Genomic DNA, 17,559 nt, shown 5'->3' with positions numbered 1-17,559 from the left:
GGCCGCCCGCCGACCCGAATGGCCCGGCGGCTGGCTGGCGGTGCTGCCGCGGGAGGCCGCTACCGCGCTGCGGCTTTGGCTCGATCACCCCGCTCGCAGCCCGCTTTCCCCGGCGGTAGAGGCGGCCCTCGCCTGGGTCGAGGGTTCCGCCGACCGCCACCTGCTGCATGCCGGGCATCCCGCCTGGCCCGAGCTACTCTCCGAGACTCCCGATCCACCGCCGCTGCTGTGGGCCTGGGGTGACCTCGCCGCCCTGGCGCCCCCCAAGCTGGCCATGGTGGGGTCGCGTCGCGCCACCCGCGAGGGACTGACCAACGCCGCCGCCTTCGCCCGCGAACTCGCCGAGCGGGGCTGGTGCGTGGTCAGCGGCATGGCGCTGGGCATCGATGCCGCCGCCCAGCAGGCGGCCCTGGACGCCGGCGGGACCAGCGTGGCGGTGCTCGGCTGCGGTGTCGATGTGGTCTATCCGCCGCGCCACCATCGCCTGCACGCCCGCTTGCGTGAACCGGGTGGCCTGCTGCTCTCCGAGCACCCGCCCGGCACCCCGGCCCGGGCCGGCTTCTTCCCGCGGCGCAACCGTATCGTCACCGGGCTCAGCTGCGGGGTGCTGGTGGTAGAGGCGGCAGAACAGAGCGGCTCCCTGGTCAGCGCGCGGCTGGCCGGGGAGCAGGGGCGCGAGGTGTTCGCCCTGCCCGGCTCGCTGCATAACCCCCAGGTGCGGGGTTGCCTGCGGTTGATCCGCGAGGGTGCCGTGCTGGTGCGCGGGGTCGATGACATCCTCGCCGAGCTCACCCAGTGGCAGGCCCCGGCGATGCCCGTCGCGCCCCGCGGCGAGGCTTCGGGCCGGAATGATGACCCGCTGCTGCGCTGGTTGAGCGGCAGCCCGACCCCCGCGGACGCGCTGGTAGGGCTGACCGGACTCGACATCGCCGAGTGCCAGCGGCGTCTGCTGGCGCTGGAGCTGGAGGGCCAGGCGGCGCGGGTCGCCGGCGGCTGGGTGCGCCTCTCGGCGCCGTGATAGAATCCTGCGCTGTTTCGCCGCACCGAGCCAGGGGGAGCTATCCAATGAGCCAGGCCAGCCAGATCGACCATGCCGTCGCCGCCCTGCGCCGGGGCGGCGTTATCGCCTATCCCACCGAGGCGGTCTGGGGCCTGGGCTGCGACCCCGACAACGATGCAGCAGTGACGAAACTGCTGCGCCTCAAGCGTCGCGATCCCGCCAAGGGGGTGATCCTGGTGGCGGGGCGCATCGAGCAGTTCGCCGCCTGGCTCGAGGGGCTGCCCGTCGAACTGCAGGCGCCGCTGTCGGCCAGCTGGCCGGGGCCCAATACCTGGCTGGTGCCCGACAACGGCCGCAGCCATGCCCTGGTGCATGGCGAGCATGACCGGGTGGCCCTGCGGGTCAGCGCCCATCCGCTGGTGGCCAGGCTGTGCGAGGCCTTCGGCGGCCCCATCGTCTCCACCTCGGCGAATGTGGCCAGCGAGCCGCCGGCCATGAGCGCCGAGGAGGTACGCAGCATCTTCGGCGATGGGCTCGATGCCATCGTCGAGGGTGAGCTCGGCGGCCTCGAGCGCCCCAGCACCATTCGCGACCTGGTCAGTGGCCGGGTGCTGCGCGACTGACCCTTTTCCGTCACTTCACCCCATCCGGAGGCTCCGTTGGCCCACCCGCGACTCGATGACGTCAAGACCTACCTGCTCGACCTCCAGGAGCGCCTGTGTGCTGCCCTGGCCGCCGCGGATGGCGGCGCCGGATTCCGCGAGGATGCCTGGCAGCGCCCGGAGGGCGGCGGCGGCCGCTCGCGGGTGATCGAGAACGGGCGGGTGTTCGAGAAGGGCGGGGTCAACTTCTCCCATGTGTATGGCGAACGCCTGCCGCCTTCGGCGACCGCGGCTCGCCCCGAGCTCGCCGGACGCAACTTCCACGCGGTGGGGGTCTCCTGGGTGCTGCACCCGGAGAATCCCCATGTGCCGACGAGCCACGGCAACGTGCGCTTCTTCATCGCCGAGAAGCCCGGCGAGGCGCCGGTGTGGTGGTTCGGGGGCGGCTTCGACCTGACGCCCTTCTACCCGGTGCTCGAGGATGTGGTGCACTGGCACCGGGTGGCCCGGGAGGCCTGTGCGCCCTTCGGCGAGGAGGTCTACCCACGCTTCAAGGCGTGGTGTGACGACTACTTCTATCTGAAGCATCGTGACGAGACCCGGGGCGTGGGCGGGCTATTCTTCGACGACCTCAACGACTGGGGCTTCGAGCGCAGCTTCGCCTTCCAGCGCGCCGTGGGCGACGCCTTCCTCGAGGCCTACCTGCCCATCGTGAGTCGCCGCGTCGACACCCCCTGGAGCGAGCGTGAGCGCGACTTCCAGCTCTATCGACGCGGGCGTTACGTGGAGTTCAACCTGGTCTGGGACCGCGGCACCCTGTTCGGGCTGCAGAGTGGCGGGCGCACCGAGTCGATCCTGATGTCGATGCCGCCGCTGGCGCGCTGGGAGTATGCCTGGGAGCCCGAGGAGGGGAGCCCGGAGGCGGAGCTCTATGCACACTACCTGCACCCCCGGGACTGGCTTGGCGAAGCACGAGAGGAGAACGAAGCATGATCGATCGCTACTGTGTCTTCGGCCATCCGGTGGCCCACTCGAAGTCGCCGCTGATCCACGCGGCCTTCGCCGAGCAGACGGGCGAGAGCATCGAGTACACCGCCATCGAGGCGCCACTGGATGACTTCACCGGCGCCTGGCGGCGCTTTACGGCCGAGGGCGGACGTGGCGCTAACGTCACCGTACCCTTCAAGGAGGAGGCCTTCCGGCTCTGCGACACGCTCAGCGAGCGCGCCCGCCGCGCCGGGGCGGTCAACACCCTGGTCCTGGGAGGTAACGGCCTGACATATGGCGATACCACCGATGGCATCGGTCTGGTGCGCGACCTCGAGCGCCACGGCGTGACGCTGGCCGGAGCACGAATCCTGGTGCTGGGCGCCGGAGGCGCGGTGCGCGGGGTGCTGGAGCCGCTGCTGGCCGCGGGGCCGGGAAGCCTGTTCGTGGCCAACCGCACCGCCGAGAAGGCTGCGCGGCTCGCCGCCGACTTCAGCGACCTGGGTGAGATTGCCGGCGGCGGCTTCGACGCCGTGGCCGGTCCCTTCGACCTGGTGATCAACGGCACCAGCGCCAGTCTCGCCGGTGACCTGCCACCGCTGCCCGATGACCTCTTCGCCCCGGGGGCCACCGCCCACGACATGATGTATGGCGCCGTGCCCACCGTCTTCCTGCGCTGGGCCGCCGAGCGTGGCGCGCGAACCGTGGACGGCCTCGGCATGCTGGTGGAGCAGGCGGCGGAGTCATTCTTCCAGTGGCGGGGCAGGCGACCCGAGACGGCCCCGGTGCTGGAGGCCCTCCGCCAGGCGCTGTGATCTCGGCGGCGCCCTTCAGCGCCGCTTGGTATAGAGCCCCACCATGCACAGCACCAGCCCGACCAGCGACAGCAGCATCCCGCCGTTGACCAGCCAGGGGTAGCGCTGCAGCCAGGAGACGAAGGGCTGTGGCGTGTCGCGGCACACTCCCTCCAGATAATCCCAGTGGCCACCGGAGAGCGTGCACTCGCGCACGCTCGAGTACTCCCAGAAGTAGACCCCCATCAGCACCAGCATGGGGGCGATCAGCAGCAGCAGTCCCAGTCTCAGCATCTTACGGCCTCGGGCAGTCGGGGGTGCGGCCGGTCTGGCGAGCACGCTCGTAGCGGCCCAGGGCCTCGTTCATGCGCGCCTGCAGGTCCTGGGTGCGCTGGCCGTGGCTGGGGTGACTTGAGAGCCAGGCCGGCGGACGGGCCCCGCCCTGGGCGCTCATGTTCTCCCACAGCGCCAGGCTGGCCCGGGGGTCGAAGCCGGCGTCGGCCATCAGGTAGAGGCCCAGTTCATCGGCCTCGCTCTCGTGGCGCCGCGAGAAGGGCATCAGGATGCCGTACTGGGCGCCCATGCCCAGGGCGCCCATGATCTGCTGGCCGCCCGCGCCCTCCAGGCCCGCGGCAGAGGAGAGCACCGAGAGTCCCAGTTGGGTGGCGGTCTGGGTGGAGACCCGCTCGTTGGCATGGCGGGCCAGCACATGGGTGATCTCGTGGCCGATCACCGCGGCCAGTTGATCCTGGTTCCTGGCCACCTTCAGCAGGCCGGTGTTGACCCCCATGTAGCCCCCGGGCAGGGCGAAGGCGTTGGCATCCTCGGCCTCGAAGACGCGGATCTGCCAGTTCTGCGACTCTCGTTGCCGGGGCGGCAGGGCGCTTACCAGCGCACTGGCCACACACTGCACATAGCGGTGGGTAGCGCCGCCCACGGTGGGGCGCTCCTGTTGATATTGCTCGAAGGCCTGGGCGCCCATCTGGTCGAGCTGGGCGTCCGACACCAGGGTCAGCTGCTGGCGGCCGGTGGGCGAGGTGGTACAGGCGGCCAGGGCGAGGCTGAGGGCACCGATGGCGAAAGGTTTGATCCAGCGCATGGCGGGTCTCCTTGGTGGGGTGTGGCATCCAGCCAACGTAAGACGCTGGACGGGCGTCCGGGTTCGCCACAAGATACCCTGAACGCCTGCAAGGTCAACCACTGACACGGTGTGCCCGATGGCATGAGGCTTACCCGGCGACAGGCCTTCGAGGGGGCGCTGTGAACCCCTCCCTGGGCGCTACCGACGCCATCCCTGGCGTAGGACCCCCTCTTCGACCTGTCCCCGGCGCCTCATGCGGTGAGTGCGCCGCCATCGACATGGAGAAGGAGAGGAACATGGATCCCGAGCTGACGCGTCGCCTGCTGCATCTGCTGGATCACGTCGAGCACTGGCTGCCCCCGGCCCCGGTGGAGGTGGACTGGTCGCGGGACGTGGCCGCCCTGTGGCAGCGCCACGCCCTGGGTGGGCGCCTGCTGCCGGTGCCGCCGCGCGACGCCCTGAGCCTGGATGACCTGCTGGGCATCGAGCGCCAGAAGCTGGCGCTGGTCGACAACACCCGGGCCTTCCTGCAGGGCCTGCCGGCCAACCACGCCCTGCTGTGGGGCTCTCGGGGCAGCGGCAAGTCGTCGCTGATCCGCGCCCTGCTCAACAGCCTGGCCAGTGAGGGGCTGCGCTTGGTGCAGGTGGATCGCCACGACCTCGCCAGCCTGCCGATGCTGGTAGAGCAGCTGCGCCACCACGGTCAGCGCTTCGTCGTCTACTGCGACGACCTCTCCTTCGAGGGCCAAGACGATGCCTACAAGGCGCTGAAGAGCGTGCTCGACGGCGCCCTGACCGGCCCGCCGCCCAACGTGCTGCTCTACGCCACCTCCAACCGCCGCCACCTGCTGCCGGAGTCGATGAACGACAACGAGGGCTCGCGGCTGGTGGGTGATGAACTCCATCACGGCGATGCCGTGGAGGAGAAGATCTCGCTCTCCGACCGTTTCGGGCTATGGCTGGGTTTCCACCCCTTCAACCAGGACGTCTACCTGGAGGCGTGCTGCCACTGGGTCACGCAACTGGGGCGCCGCGAGGACTGGAACGCCGAGGCCCGCGCCGAGGCGATCCGTTTCGCCACCCTACGCGGCGGGCGCAGCGGCCGTGGCGCCTGGCAGTTCGCCACCCAGTGGGTGGGCCGTCGGCGCCTGCATGGGCGCTAGGAGAGCCGAAACGACGCCGCCCCGGGGATACCGAGGCGGGTCGGGCGCTGTGGGCCGTGCCGGGCGCAGCAGGATCAGCGGCGGCTCTTGCGCGCCTCCTTGGTGCGACCCAGTTCGCGTTTCTTGGCCTTCTCTCGATCGCTGGCGTTGGCCATGGGATCGAAGGGGTTGCTGCCGGAGCGGAACTCGAAGCGCATCGGCGTGCCACGCACCTTGAGCACCTTGCGGAAGGTGTTGGTCAGGTAGCGGCGATAGGCCTCAGGCAGGGAGTCGGTCTGATTGCCATGGACCACGATGATCGGCGGGTTGCTGCCGCCCTGGTGGGCCATGCGCAGCTTGATGCGGCGACCACGAACCAGGGGTGGCTGGTGGGATTCCACCGCGTCCTGCAGGATGCTGGTCAGGCGGTTGGTGGACCAGTGGGCGTTGGCCGAGGCGAAGGCGCGCTCCAGCGATGGATAGAGGTCGCCCACGCCGGTGCCGTGCAGCGCCGAGATGAAGTGCAGGTCGGCGTAGTCGGCGAAGCCCAGGCGGCGCTTGATCTCGGCACGCATCTTCTCCTTGGCTTCGCTCTCCAGGCCATCCCACTTGTTTACGGCCAGCACCAGCGCGCGGCCGGTGGTCAGCACGTAGTCGAGCAGGTGCAGGTCCTGCTCCACCAGCCCGGAGCGGGCGTCGAGCACCATGATCGCGACATGGCACTCCTTGATCGCCTCCAGGGTCTTGATGATCGAGAACTTCTCGGCGATCTCGTGAACGTTCTTGCGGCGCCTCACGCCGGCGGTATCCACCAGCACATAGGGCTTGCCGCGGCGCTCGAAGGGGATCTCGATGGCATCGCGGGTGGTGCCCGCCTCGTCGAAGACCACCACGCGCTCCTCGCCGAGCAGGCGGTTGACCAGAGTCGATTTGCCCACGTTGGGGCGGCCGATGACGCCGATGCGGATGCCCTTGGTGCCGGTATCCGCCGGGATGCTCTCGTCGCGCTCCGGGAAGGGGGCGAGCACCTCGTCGATCAGCGTGGTGACGTTGCGGCCATGGGCGGCGGCGATGGGCCGCGGCTCGCCCAGGCCCAGTTCCCAGAACTCGGCGGTGGCGCTGTCCTCGTCGAGGCCATCGGTCTTGTTGACAACGAGCCAGGTCTTCTTCTGGTTGACCCGCAGGTGGTTGGCGATGGCCTGGTCGGCGACGTTGAGACCTGCCCGGGCGTCGACCAGGAACAGCACGATGTCGGCCTCGTCGATGGCGGCCAGCGACTGCTCGGCCATGGCGGCATCGATGCCATCCTCGTCACCGCTGATGCCGCCGGTGTCGATGACCGTGTAGGCCTTGCCGCCGAGCATGCCGTTGCCGTACTTGCGGTCCCGGGTCAGGCCCGGGAAGTCGGCCACCAGGGCGTCGCGGGTGCGAGTCAGGCGGTTGAACAGGGTCGACTTGCCCACATTGGGCCGGCCGACCAGGGCGATCACGGGTGTCATCGGATATCCAGGGTCTCGAGGGTGCCGTCATTGGCCAGCACATGAATGCGGTTGCCTTCGGTGACCGGGCGCACGCCGATCCCGGAGCCGTCGATTCGCTCACGACCGACCATATCGCCGCTGCGCGCGTCGATCAGGTGCAGGTAGCCTTCGTAATCGCCGAACACCAGCTTGCCGTCGGCGAAGGCCGGTGAGGTAGGCTGACGGCCCTCCAGGTCGGTGTTGCGCCACACCTCCTCACCGTTGTCTGCGGCCAGGGCCAGGATGCGCCCCGACTCCTCCACCACGAACAGGAAGTCGCCCACCACGATGGGCGTGTGGTAGCTGGAGAGGTCGCGGGCCCACAGCGGCTCGCCGCGGGACGCTTCCAGGGCCACCAGGCGGCCGTTGTAGCTGGTCACGAAGAGGCGGCCATCGGGAGTCAGTACCGGCTGGGCGGCGAGGTCCACCAGGCGCTCGATGTCGCTGCGCCCCTGGGCCACGGCGATGCGTCGCTCCCACAGTGGCTGGCCGCTGCGGTTGTCCAGGGCCACCAGGCGGCCGTTGGCGAAGCCGGCGAAGGTCAGCGGGTCGATGGTCGTGGGGGTACCGGTGCCGCGCAGGGTCAGCGAGGGCAGGCTGGCCTGGTAGCTCCAGCGCTCGTCGCCGCTGCTGCGGTCCAGGGCGGTGATGGTGCCGTCGACGCTCTGCACGATCAGCAGCTGCTGGTTGGGCTGCGGGGCGGCCAGTACCTCGCTGGGCACGCGGGCGCGCCAGCGCACGCTGCCATCGCGCTGGCTCACCGCCAGCACCTCGCCGTTGCGGGTGCCCAGGTAGAGGTCCCCGGCCACCGTGGTCAGCGCGCTGGAGACCGGCACCTCGAGGTCGACTTCCCAGCGGGTGTCGCCGTCATCGGCGTCGAAGGCGAACAGCTCGCCGCGATAGTCGGCGGCGAACAGGGCGTCGCCGTCGCGGGCCGGGGCGATGGGGTAGGCGGCGCGCCCCAGGCCGTCACCAGCGCTCTCGCGCCAGGCGCTGGAGAGCTCTGCGCTCGCCGCGAAGTCGCTGAGCTCGGTGGGCGGATACTGCGGTTCCACCTTGTTGCCGGCGCAGCCCGCCAGCAGGGTCAGGCCCGCGAGGGTGGCAATCAGGAAGGTCGGTTTCATGAGTCCAGTCCCTGGTTGTCGGGACCCGCTGCCAGGCCCAGGTTGTCGAGCTTGAGTTGCACGCCGTAGAGCGGCTGGTCGTTGGTCTCGGCGAGATCCAGCGCCTCGCGCCAGGCCACGGCGGCATCGGCCTCGCGGCCCAGGGCATGCAGCGCATCGCCGCGCACCTCGGCGCGCTGGGCGGCCAGCGCTTCGGGAACGCCGCTCTCCAGGGCGTCGAGTGCCGCCTCCGCGTCGCCGTCGGCAACCAGCAGGCGTCCGAGGCGCAGGCGCGCCAGGCCGCCCACATAGCCGCGAGAGTCGGCATCCGCCAGGGCCTGCAGCCGCTCGCGGGCCCCCGCGAGGTCGCCCTGAGCGACCGCCAGGCGGGCATCTACCAGGCGTGCCAGATCGGCATAGAGGGTCTTGCCGTGCTCCTCGACGATCTCCTCCACCAGGGCGCGGGCCTCGGGCAGTTGGGCCTCGTCGAGGGCGTTGCCGGCGGTCAGGTTGACCAGCTGCTGGTAGCGCATCGAGGCGGCGGTGGCCTGGTTCTCCTGGTAGCCCTGCCAGGCGTTCCAGCCCAGCACGCCGGCCCCGGCGATGACCACGCCGGCGATCAGCGAGAGGCCGTTCTCCTTCCACCAGCGCTTGAGCGCCTCGACCTGTTCTTCCTCGGTTCTCAGCTCCGCCACGGGCGGTCTCCTTGTATGTCTCGTGTGGGCCTTCAGGCCAGCAGTTCGCGCAGCTCGTCGACCAGGGCGTCCCGCGCCAGGCTGCGCTGCTCACGCTCCTCGCGCAGGAACTTCAGGGTCGCGGTGCCGTGTGCGAGTTCGTCCTCGCCGAGCAGCAGGGCCAGGCGGGCGCCGCTGCGGTCGGCCTTCTTGATGCGACTCTTGAAGCTGCCGCCGCCGCAGTGCAACTGGGCACGCAGCTCGGGCAGTTCGCCACGCAGGCGTTCGACCAGCTGCAGGGCGGTACCGGCAGCGGCGTCATCCATGGGCAGCACATAGAGGTCGAGCTCGCCGCGGGCGGCGTCGGGAATCAGCTCCAGGGTCTCGAGCAGCAGCACCAGGCGCTCGATGCCCATGGCGAAGCCCACCGCCGGGGTCGGCTTGCCGCCCAGCTGCTCCACCAGACCGTCGTAGCGGCCGCCGGCGCATACCGTGCCCTGGCTGCCCAGGGCGGTGGTGGTCCACTCGAAGACGGTGCGGCCGTAGTAGTCCAGGCCGCGCACCAGCCGCGGGTTGATCACGTAGTCGATGCCGGCAGCGTCGAGCAGCGCGCAGAGCGCCTCGAAGTGCTCCCGGGAGTCAGCATCCAGATGGTCGAGGAGCCGCGGGGCGCCGGCCAGCATCTCGGCCATCTCCGGGTTCTTGGAGTCGAGGATGCGCAGCGGGTTGCTGGTCAGCCGCCGGCGCGAGTCCTCGTCGAGCACATCGAGATGCTGCTCGAAGTAGGCCACCAGGGTGTCGCGATAGGTGGCCCTAGCCTCGGAGGAGCCCAGGGAGTTGAGCTCCAGGGTGACGTGCTCCATCAGGCCCAGCTCGCGCCACAGGCGGGCCGAGAGCAGGATCACCTCGGCGTCGATATCCGGGCCCTCGAGGCCGAAGCTCTCCACGCCCACCTGATGGAACTGACGGTAGCGCCCCTTCTGGGGGCGCTCGTGGCGGAACATCGGACCCTGGTACCACAGGCGCTGGGTCTGGTTGTGCAGCAGGCCGTGTTCCATGGCGGCGCGCACGCAGCTCGCCGTGCCCTCGGGGCGCAGGGTCAGGCTGTCACCGTTGCGATCCTCGAAGGTATACATCTCCTTCTCGACGATATCGGTGACCTCGCCGATGGAACGCGCGAACAGCGCGGTCTGCTCGACGATGGGCGTGCGGATCTCGGCGTAGCCGTAGCGGGCCATCAGGTCGCGGACCTTGCCCTCGAAGTACTGCCACAGCGGCGACTGCTCCGGCAGCAGGTCGTTCATGCCGCGAATGGCCTGGATCTTCTTCTTGCTGGGTGCCTTGTGACTTGCTTGGGACTTGCTCAACGGTGGCTCCTTGATGGGTGCCGGCGACTCAGGCGTCGCGGGCGATCACGTCCTGTTCGGCCTGCTCCTTCTCGCGCACCTTGTCGCGGATCAGCCGCTCGAGGTCATCGACCAGGTGGTCGTTGCGCAGCTTGGAGGCCGGCTTGCCGTCGATATAGACGAGGTTGGCCGGTGAACCGCCGGTGAGGCCGACATCGGTCTCCTTGGCTTCGCCGGGACCGTTGACCACGCAGCCGATCACCGAGACATCGAGGGGAGTCATGACGTCCTCGAGGCGCTCCTCCAGAGCGTTCATGGTGCCGATGACGTCGAAGTTCTGGCGCGAGCAGCTGGGGCAGGCGATGAAGTTGATGCCCTTGGAGCGCAGGCGCAGGCTCTTGAGCATGTCGAAGCCGACCTTGATCTCCTCTACCGGGTCGGCGGCGAGCGACACGCGGATGGTGTCGCCGATGCCGTCCATCAGCAGCATGCCCAGCCCGATGGAGGACTTGACGGTGCCCGAGCGCAGCCCGCCCGCCTCGGTGATGCCCAGATGCAGCGGCTGCTCGATGCGCGTGGCCAGGTCGCGGTAGGCGGCCACCGCCATGAACACGTCGGAGGCCTTGACGCTGACCTTGTACTCCTGGAAGTCGAGGCGGTCGAGGTGGTCGATATGGCGCATGGCCGACTCCACCAGGGCCGCGGGGGTGGGCTCGCCATACTTCTTCTGCAGGTCCTTCTCCAGCGAGCCGGCGTTGACGCCGATGCGGATCGGGATGCCGTTGTCACGGGCGGCGGAGACCACGGCGCGTACGCGCTCTTCCTTGCCGATGTTGCCGGGGTTGATACGCAGACAGTCGACGCCGAGCTCGGCGACGCGCAGGGCGATCTTGTAGTCGAAGTGGATATCGGCGACCAGCGGCACCTCGACCTCGCGCTTGATACGGCCGAAGGCCTCGGCGGCATCCATGTCCGGTACCGAGACACGAACGATATCGGCGCCGGCGGCCTCGAGCTGGCGGATCTGCGCCACGGTGGCGGCCACGTCGAGGGTGTTGGTGTTGGTCATGCTCTGCACCGAGATCGGGGCATCGCCCCCGACGGCTACCCTGCCGACGTGGATCTGGCGCGACTTGCGACGGACGATAGGGGATTGTGCGTGCATGATGGTGGAATCATTCTCCCAGGGTGAAGCGGGCGACGTTGTTGGCGCCGGCGCGCTCGACGAGGTCCACAGGTTCACCCTGCCAGACCAGCTCGACGCCGGTGGCGTTGCCCACGGTGAGGCGGAAGGGCGGCTCGCCTTCGACGCTGGCCGTGGTGCCGGGTTCCTGCAGGCCGACGAAGACACGCTGGTTGTTGGCGTCGAAGACCTCGGTCCATGACTGTTCATTGAAGGTGAAGGCCAGGCGACCGGTATCGTCCTGCGGCTCGGCGGTGGCAGCGTCGGCCTGCTCGGCCTCCGCCGTAGTCTGTTGCTGCTCCTCGTCGGCTGTGGCCTCGCTATCCTGCTCCTCGTCGGCTGTGGCCTCGCTATCCTGCTCCTCGCGGGCGGCGTCCGATGCGTCGACGCTCGCGGCGAGCTCGGCGTCCACCGACGCGTCGTCGGCGAGGGTGTCGTCGGTCTCCTCGCCGAGTGCCTGGGCGGTGGACTCTGCCTCGGCTACCTCCTCGGGCAGCGGCGGCAGGCTATCCGGCCCGGTGCCGTCGGCTGAGGTGTCGGGCTCGGTCACGCTGGCGGAGCCATCCAGGCGGTCGACGGAGACCGGATCGCTCTCGCCGATGCTGGGTGGCTCGCCGCCGCCGCGGCTTTGCCACCACATCAGGGTCAGACCGATCAGGCCGGCCAGCACCAGCAGCGACACCAGGCGGAACAGCCAGGCGCCCAGGCGCGAGGGAGGCTTGCTGATCTGGACCGGGGTGACCTTGCGCTGGGCGGCATCCTGGCTGCCGAAGCGGGCGTGATAGGCAGCCAGCACCGGGGCGTCGTCGATGCCCAGCAGGTGCGCGTAGGCGCGCAGGTAGCCACGCCGGTAGGTGGCGATCGGCACCTCCTCGTAGCTGTCCTCCTCCAGGCCGCGGACCACCGCCGGCCGCAGGTTGAGCGCGCCGGCCACCTCGGAGATGGAGAGGCCCTGGTTCTCGCGTTCAAGCCTCAGCTGCTCGCCGGGCGAGGCCGTGGCATCAGCGTGCAGGTCCGGTTCGTGGGTGTCGCTCATGGCGGCGCATCCTTCGGTGGTGTTCTCGGATCAGGGCGTGGTGCCACGCCCCTCCAGCTGTTGGGTATAGAAGGCGGCAGTGGCGCTGTCGCCCTGGGCGCGGGCGATGTCACCGGCCAGCCTCAGGGCCTCCGGGCGCGGCCCGGCCAGGCGCATGAAGGCCTCGATCTGCGCTCGTGCCTGGGCCAGGTTGTTGTCGGCGTACTCCAGCTCGGCCAGGGTGAAGTAGCTGCGCGGCGCACGCGGATCGATCTCCTGGGCGCGCTGCAGATTGCGGCGTGCCTCCTGCGCCTCCCCCAGCTCGCGATGGCACTGCCCGAGGTTGGCGAACAGCTGGGCGCGATTGGGGTGCTGGGCATCTGTCGAGGCCCGTTCGAGCTGCTCGCAGGCTTCGCGTACGCGGCCCCGGGCGTAGAGAAAGGCCGCGTAGTTGTTGCGCGCGCGGGTGAAGTTGGCGTCCGCCGCCAATGCCCGACGGAAGGTCTCGTCGGCCAGCGCCTCCTCCCCCTGGCGCTGGTAGACCATGGCCATGGCCTGCAGTGCCTCGGGGTCGTCGGGGGCGATCTCCAGGGCGCGGTCCAGGGCGCTCATGGCGCGGCGCAGGTTGTTGCGCTCCAGATAGGCGACGCCGAGCTGGGTGTAGGCGTCGGCCGGGCTGGCCTCGCGGTCGGCGCCGCTGATGCCCTGGGACTGTGTGGCACAACCGGTCAGCCACAGGCCGCCCAGCAGGGCGGCCAAGGGCAGCAGCGAGCGTCCGGGCAGTCGTGAGCGGCGGGTCATGAACTCCTCCCGAGGGTCGGCGGGCTCCCTCCGGCGGCGTGCCGCGGGCAAACGGAAGCCGGGGGGAGGCAGGGCCTGCCCATCAAAGCGCTGTGCCCGGTTGAAGTCAAGGCAGGCTCCCTTCAGTCGGCGTCGATCTGGATCGACTTGATATAGCGCTCGTGCCGACGGGTGCGGTCCTTCACCCGGCCCACCAGCTGGCCGCAGGCGGCGTCGATATCGTCACCGCGAGTGGAGCGGATCGGTGCCGTGTAGCCCAGTTCGTAGAGCCACTGCTGGAAGCGCATCACCTGGTTGCGTGACGGCTTCTCGTAGCCCGAATGGGGGAAGGGGTTGAAGGGAATCAGGTTGATCTTGCACGGCAGCTCGCGCAGCAGTTCGGCGAGCTGCTCGGCGTGCTCCTGCTGGTCGTTGACGTCCTTGATCACCGTGTACTCGATGGTGACCATGCGCGTGTCGTCGCACTTGGCGAGATAGCGCTGGCAGGCATCCAGCAGGCTGCGGATATTGTACTTGCGGTTGAGCGGCACCAGCTCGTTGCGCAACTCGTCGTTGGCGGCGTGCAGCGAGATGGCCAGGCTCACGTCGAGCTCGTCGCCGAGCTTGTCGAGCATCGGCACGACCCCGGAGGTGGAGAGCGTGACGCGGCGCTTGGAGAGGCCGTAGCCGTCGTCGTCGAGCATCAGCTTCATGGCCGGCACGACGTTGTCGTAGTTCATCAGCGGCTCGCCCATGCCCATCATCACCACATTGGTGACCGGGCGATTGGCGGTGTCCTTGCGCGGGCCCACGCTGCGCTGGGCCACCCACACCTGGCCGATGATCTCGGCGGCGGTGAGGTTGCGCTGGAAGCCCTGCTTGCCGGTGGAGCAGAAGCTGCAGTCCAGCGAGCAGCCCACCTGGGAGGAGACGCACAGGGTGCGGCGCTTGCCGTTGTCGGCGGGGATCAGCACCGTCTCGACATAGCTGCCGTCCTCGACCTCCAGCACCCACTTGCGGGTGCCGTCGCTGGAGGTGCCCTCGTAGACCACGCCGGGGCCGCGGATCTCGGCCACCTCGGCGAGCCTGGCGCGAAGCGCCTTGGCGAGGTTGGTCATGGCCGCGAAGTCGTCACAGCCCTCGTGGTGGATCCACTTCATCACCTGGGCGGCACGGAACTTCTTCTCGCCGATGGAGAGGAAGAAGGCTTCCATCTCCTGGCGGGACATGCCGAGCAGGTTGGTCTTCTGGGGTGCGGTATCAGCGGTCATGGCGATCAGCGGGTCGGGGAAGGGAAGGCGGCAGGGGAGGCGGGGACAGGGCCCCGCCCGGAGCCTGGATCAACGCGGGCCGAAAATCAGCGCGGGCAAAGTTCGCTGCTCTCGAAGAAGTAGGCGATCTCGCGCTCGGCGGACTCGGGAGAATCGGAACCGTGCACGGCGTTGGCGTCGATGGTCTCGGCGAAGTCGGCGCGGATGGTGCCCGGCGCGGCTTCCTTGGGGTTGGTGGCGCCCATCAGGTCACGGTTCTTGGCGATGGCGTCGTCGCCCTCGAGCACCTGCACGACCACCGGGCCGGAGGTCATGAAGCCGACCAGATCCTTGAAGAAGGGGCGCTCCTTGTGCTCGGCGTAGAAGCCGCCGGCCTTGTCGTCGTCCAGCTTGAGCATCTTGGCGGCGACGACCTTGAGGCCGGCCTTCTCGAAGCGGGCGATGATCTCGCCGATGGCGTTCTTGGCGACGGCATCGGGCTTGATGATGGACAGGGTGCGCTGGGTAGCCATGGGCATGTCTCCAGTAGGGGGTGATGGGGTGTCGAAAGAGTGCGCCGCGCCACCCTCGGGCTTGGGAAAGCGAGGGCGGCGCGGCGAATCGGGTAATGCGGCTCGGCGATGCGCCGACTGGGCCGGGATTATAGCGCCCCGCGGTGGCGTTGAACAATCGTCGCTGATCGCGAGGCGCGGCGCGCCTCGGGTCGCGGGAATTCTGTGAACCTAGACCGAAAAGCTCTCGCCGCAGCCGCACTGGTCCTTGACGTTGGGGTTGTTGAAGCGGAAGTAGCGGTTGAGCCCCTCGTTGACGTAGTCGACCTCGCTGCCGTCGAGCATTTCCAGGGCATCGGGGGCGACGAAGACCTTGACCCCGTGCTCCTCGAAGCAGGTGTCGTCGTTGGCCGCCTCGTCGGCGAAGTCGAGCACGTAGCTGTAGCCGGAGCAGCCGCTGGGCTTGACCGAGACGCGCAGGCCAAGGCCCTGGCCGCGCTCGTCGAGCACCCGGCGGATCTGCTCGGCGGCGGCGTCGGTGATGGTGAGATGCGCCATGGTCTCTCTCCTGTGGGTAGCTGCCTGTTGCAGGGGTTGCGCCTGTCGCGAAGGCGTCATTGGGCCTGACGGCGCAGGCCGGACAGGGCGTGACGCAGGGCGTCGACGGCCCGGTCGATGTCGGCCTCGGTGGTGAAGCGTCCGAAGCTGAAACGCAGCGAGGCGAGCGCCAGCGCCCGCGGCAGGCCGATGCTCTTCAGTACATAGGATGGCTCGACGCTGGCCGAGTTGCAGGCCGAGCCGGTGGAGAGGGCGATATCGCGCAGTGCCATCAACAGCGACTCGCCCTCCACGCCGGCGAAGGCCAGGTTGAGGATATTGGGCACGGCGGCCTCCAGCGCAGTATTGCGATGGATGCCGTCGAGGTCGGCCAGGCCGTCGAGCAGGCGGTCGCGCAGTGAGGTGATGCGGGCCTGGTCGGCCTCGCCCTCGGCGGCGGCGATGGCGAAGGCCTCGCCCATGCCGACGATCTGGTGAGTGGGCAGGGTGCCGGAGCGCATGCCGCGCTCGTGGCCGCCGCCGTGGATCAGCGCCTCGACGCGGATATCGGGGTGGCGCCTGACGTAGAGGGCGCCAACGCCCTTGGGTCCATAGGCCTTGTGCCCGGAGAGCGACATCAGGTCGATCCCCAACTGGTTCACATCGAGGTCGATGCGGCCCACCGCCTGGGCGGCGTCGACATGGAAGGCGGCGCCGCCGGCATGGGCCACCTCGGCCAGTGCCGCCAGGTCGTGGATCACGCCGAGTTCATTGTTGACCGCCATCAGCGACACCAGCACGGTGTCTTCGCGCAGTGCCTCGCGCAGCTGTGCCGGGCTGATCCGCCCGTCGCCTGCCGGTGTCAGCCAGGTCACCTTGAAGCCCTCGTCCTCCAGCGCCCGGGCGGTATCCACCACTGCCTTGTGCTCGACGACGGAGGTGATCAGGTGGCGGCCACGGTGGCGATTGGCGCGCAGGAAGCCGGTCAGGGCCAGGTTGTCGGCCTCGGTGGCACCGCTGGTCCAGACGATCTCGCGCGGATCGGCAGCGATCAGGTCGGCCACCTGGCGGCGGGCATTCTCCACCGCCTGCTCGGCCTGCCAGCCCAGCATGTGGCTGCGCGAGGCGGGGTTGGCGAAGATGCCGTCGAGGGTCAGGTGGCGCGCCATCAGCTCGGCGACCCGGGGGTCGACGGGGGTGGTGGCAGCGTAGTCGAGATAGACGGGTGTGGTCATGGCCTCGGGAAGTCTCGGTTTGGCCTGGCGGTCAGGGCGCTGAGGCGAGGATGCTGTCGTCGCCATCGAGGCGACGCCGCTGACGGCTGGCGATCTGCTGGATCTCCTGGCGGTCGGCCAGCTGACCCAGGGTGACGCCGTCGAGGAAGCCGTGGATATGCGCCGACAGCTCGATCCACAGGTGGTGGGTGAGGCAGGTATCGCCCTGCTGGCAGTCGGAGAGGCCACCGCAGCGCGTGGCGTCCACGGACTCATCCACGGCGTCGATCACCCGCGCCACCGAGATTGTCTCCGGCGCCTGGGCCAGCAGGTAGCCGCCCCCCGGGCCGCGCACGCTGTCGACCAGCCCGGCACGGCGCAGGCGGGCGAACAGCTGTTCGAGGTAGGAGAGCGAGATCTCCTGGCGTCGCGAGATGTCGGCCAGGCAGATCGGCCCGCTGCGGGCGTTCATCGCCAGGTCGAGCATGGCGGTGACGGCGTAGCGTCCCTTGGTGGTCAGGCGCATGGCGTCCTCGGCGCCGCCGGGGCGGCGTTGGGTAAGCGTCGGCTCCGGGGGAGCGGTCGAACTGGCCATGCATTATGGGAAAGACCGAGTGGCATGGTCAACCATTTGCTGGCTGGCGTCATGGGTTGCCATTGAAAGGCTGCTTGTTCCGGAGCTGATCTGGGGGCAAGCCTTCGAGGAGGCGCTGTGAACCCCTCCCTGGGCGTATATGGAGTCCTCCCCGTTTGCAAGCACGAGGCACGATGGTCGGTAGGTACGACTGCACACGTATATCCGGTCTCGTTAATGATGCT

Annotated in this window: 19 protein-coding genes; 5 read left to right on the top strand and 14 right to left on the bottom strand. The window is 69.3% G+C overall.

The annotated features are described in order from the left end of the window. From dprA to aroE, 4 genes are all read left to right on the top strand, one after another. Positions 1 to 1,018: DNA-processing protein DprA (gene dprA, locus LWH48_RS16830; protein ID WP_232913474.1), on the top strand; the 1,018-nt coding region annotated here is incomplete at its 5' end. 47 nt (positions 1,019 to 1,065) lie between these two features. Further along, on the top strand, positions 1,066 to 1,623 hold the full coding sequence (locus LWH48_RS16825; RefSeq protein ID WP_232913473.1) for an L-threonylcarbamoyladenylate synthase: 558 nt from the start codon (positions 1,066 to 1,068) through the stop codon (positions 1,621 to 1,623). A gap of 36 nt (positions 1,624 to 1,659) precedes the next feature. Beyond that, the gene (gene hemF, locus LWH48_RS16820; protein ID WP_232913472.1) at positions 1,660 to 2,595 is read left to right on the top strand and encodes an oxygen-dependent coproporphyrinogen oxidase; all 936 of its coding nucleotides are present in this window, start codon (positions 1,660 to 1,662) and stop codon (positions 2,593 to 2,595) included. Further along, entirely contained in the window at positions 2,592 to 3,404 is an 813-nt protein-coding gene (gene aroE, locus LWH48_RS16815; RefSeq protein ID WP_232913471.1) for a shikimate dehydrogenase, read from the top strand. The genes hemF and aroE overlap by 4 nt, the downstream gene beginning before the upstream one ends. A gap of 15 nt (positions 3,405 to 3,419) precedes the next feature. Here aroE and LWH48_RS16810 read toward each other — a convergent pair whose 3' ends face one another. Further along, positions 3,420 to 3,677 carry a hypothetical protein gene (locus tag LWH48_RS16810; RefSeq protein WP_161429923.1) on the bottom strand — a complete coding sequence of 86 codons (258 nt, stop codon included), beginning with the start codon at positions 3,675 to 3,677 and terminating at the stop codon, positions 3,420 to 3,422. Position 3,678: 1 nt separating this feature from the next. Beyond that, the gene (locus tag LWH48_RS16805; RefSeq protein ID WP_232913470.1) at positions 3,679 to 4,482 is read right to left on the bottom strand and encodes a M48 family metallopeptidase; all 804 of its coding nucleotides are present in this window, start codon (positions 4,480 to 4,482) and stop codon (positions 3,679 to 3,681) included. Positions 4,483 to 4,760: 278 nt separating this feature from the next. On the opposite strand from LWH48_RS16805, the gene LWH48_RS16800 reads away from it, so the two are divergent. Next, entirely contained in the window at positions 4,761 to 5,627 is an 867-nt protein-coding gene (locus tag LWH48_RS16800; RefSeq protein ID WP_232913469.1) for an ATP-binding protein, read from the top strand. A gap of 74 nt (positions 5,628 to 5,701) precedes the next feature. Here the strand turns inward: LWH48_RS16800 and der are convergent, their stop codons facing one another. From der to LWH48_RS16740, 12 genes are all read right to left on the bottom strand, one after another. Then, a complete protein-coding gene (gene der / locus LWH48_RS16795; protein WP_213312248.1) occupies positions 5,702 to 7,105 on the bottom strand; it encodes a ribosome biogenesis GTPase Der in 1,404 nt (467 codons plus the stop codon). Continuing rightward, the gene (bamB, locus tag LWH48_RS16790; RefSeq protein WP_232913468.1) at positions 7,102 to 8,250 is read right to left on the bottom strand and encodes an outer membrane protein assembly factor BamB; all 1,149 of its coding nucleotides are present in this window, start codon (positions 8,248 to 8,250) and stop codon (positions 7,102 to 7,104) included. Before bamB ends, der begins: the two co-directional genes overlap by 4 nt. Then, the gene (locus tag LWH48_RS16785; RefSeq protein WP_161429928.1) at positions 8,247 to 8,924 is read right to left on the bottom strand and encodes a YfgM family protein; all 678 of its coding nucleotides are present in this window, start codon (positions 8,922 to 8,924) and stop codon (positions 8,247 to 8,249) included. Before LWH48_RS16785 ends, bamB begins: the two co-directional genes overlap by 4 nt. Before the next feature lie 32 nt (positions 8,925 to 8,956). Next, complete coding sequence (hisS, locus tag LWH48_RS16780) at positions 8,957 to 10,270, bottom strand: histidine--tRNA ligase (RefSeq protein ID WP_269816251.1); 1,314 nt, start codon at positions 10,268 to 10,270, stop codon at positions 8,957 to 8,959. Between the two features lie 28 nt (positions 10,271 to 10,298). Then, positions 10,299 to 11,414, bottom strand: coding sequence for a flavodoxin-dependent (E)-4-hydroxy-3-methylbut-2-enyl-diphosphate synthase (gene ispG / locus LWH48_RS16775; RefSeq protein ID WP_232913467.1), 1,116 nt, complete (start codon positions 11,412 to 11,414; stop codon positions 10,299 to 10,301). Positions 11,415 to 11,424: 10 nt separating this feature from the next. After that, positions 11,425 to 12,468, bottom strand: coding sequence for a RodZ domain-containing protein (locus LWH48_RS16770; RefSeq protein WP_232913466.1), 1,044 nt, complete (start codon positions 12,466 to 12,468; stop codon positions 11,425 to 11,427). A gap of 30 nt (positions 12,469 to 12,498) precedes the next feature. Beyond that, positions 12,499 to 13,248, bottom strand: a complete 750-nt coding sequence (gene pilW / locus LWH48_RS16765) for a type IV pilus biogenesis/stability protein PilW (RefSeq protein WP_232913465.1) — start codon at positions 13,246 to 13,248, stop codon at positions 12,499 to 12,501. A 122-nt stretch (positions 13,249 to 13,370) separates the two neighbouring features. After that, a complete protein-coding gene (gene rlmN, locus LWH48_RS16760; protein ID WP_161429932.1) occupies positions 13,371 to 14,498 on the bottom strand; it encodes a 23S rRNA (adenine(2503)-C(2))-methyltransferase RlmN in 1,128 nt (375 codons plus the stop codon). Positions 14,499 to 14,584: 86 nt separating this feature from the next. Further along, on the bottom strand, positions 14,585 to 15,010 hold the full coding sequence (gene ndk, locus LWH48_RS16755) for a nucleoside-diphosphate kinase (protein WP_161429933.1): 426 nt from the start codon (positions 15,008 to 15,010) through the stop codon (positions 14,585 to 14,587). Between the two features lie 210 nt (positions 15,011 to 15,220). Beyond that, the gene (locus LWH48_RS16750) at positions 15,221 to 15,547 is read right to left on the bottom strand and encodes a HesB/IscA family protein (protein WP_161429934.1); all 327 of its coding nucleotides are present in this window, start codon (positions 15,545 to 15,547) and stop codon (positions 15,221 to 15,223) included. A gap of 56 nt (positions 15,548 to 15,603) precedes the next feature. Further along, positions 15,604 to 16,761: an IscS subfamily cysteine desulfurase gene (locus LWH48_RS16745; RefSeq protein WP_232913464.1), complete on the bottom strand. Its 1,158-nt coding sequence runs from the start codon at positions 16,759 to 16,761 to the stop codon at positions 15,604 to 15,606. Positions 16,762 to 16,792: 31 nt separating this feature from the next. Beyond that, the gene (locus tag LWH48_RS16740; RefSeq protein ID WP_161432943.1) at positions 16,793 to 17,266 is read right to left on the bottom strand and encodes an Rrf2 family transcriptional regulator; all 474 of its coding nucleotides are present in this window, start codon (positions 17,264 to 17,266) and stop codon (positions 16,793 to 16,795) included. Between the last annotated feature and the right edge of the window lie 293 nt (positions 17,267 to 17,559).

Source organism: Halomonas sp. G15 (assembly GCF_021282295.1).
Classification (GTDB): domain Bacteria; phylum Pseudomonadota; class Gammaproteobacteria; order Pseudomonadales; family Halomonadaceae; genus Halomonas; species Halomonas alimentaria.
Note: the sequence above shows the minus strand (reverse complement) of the source record. Positions and strands in the feature narration are given on the sequence as shown.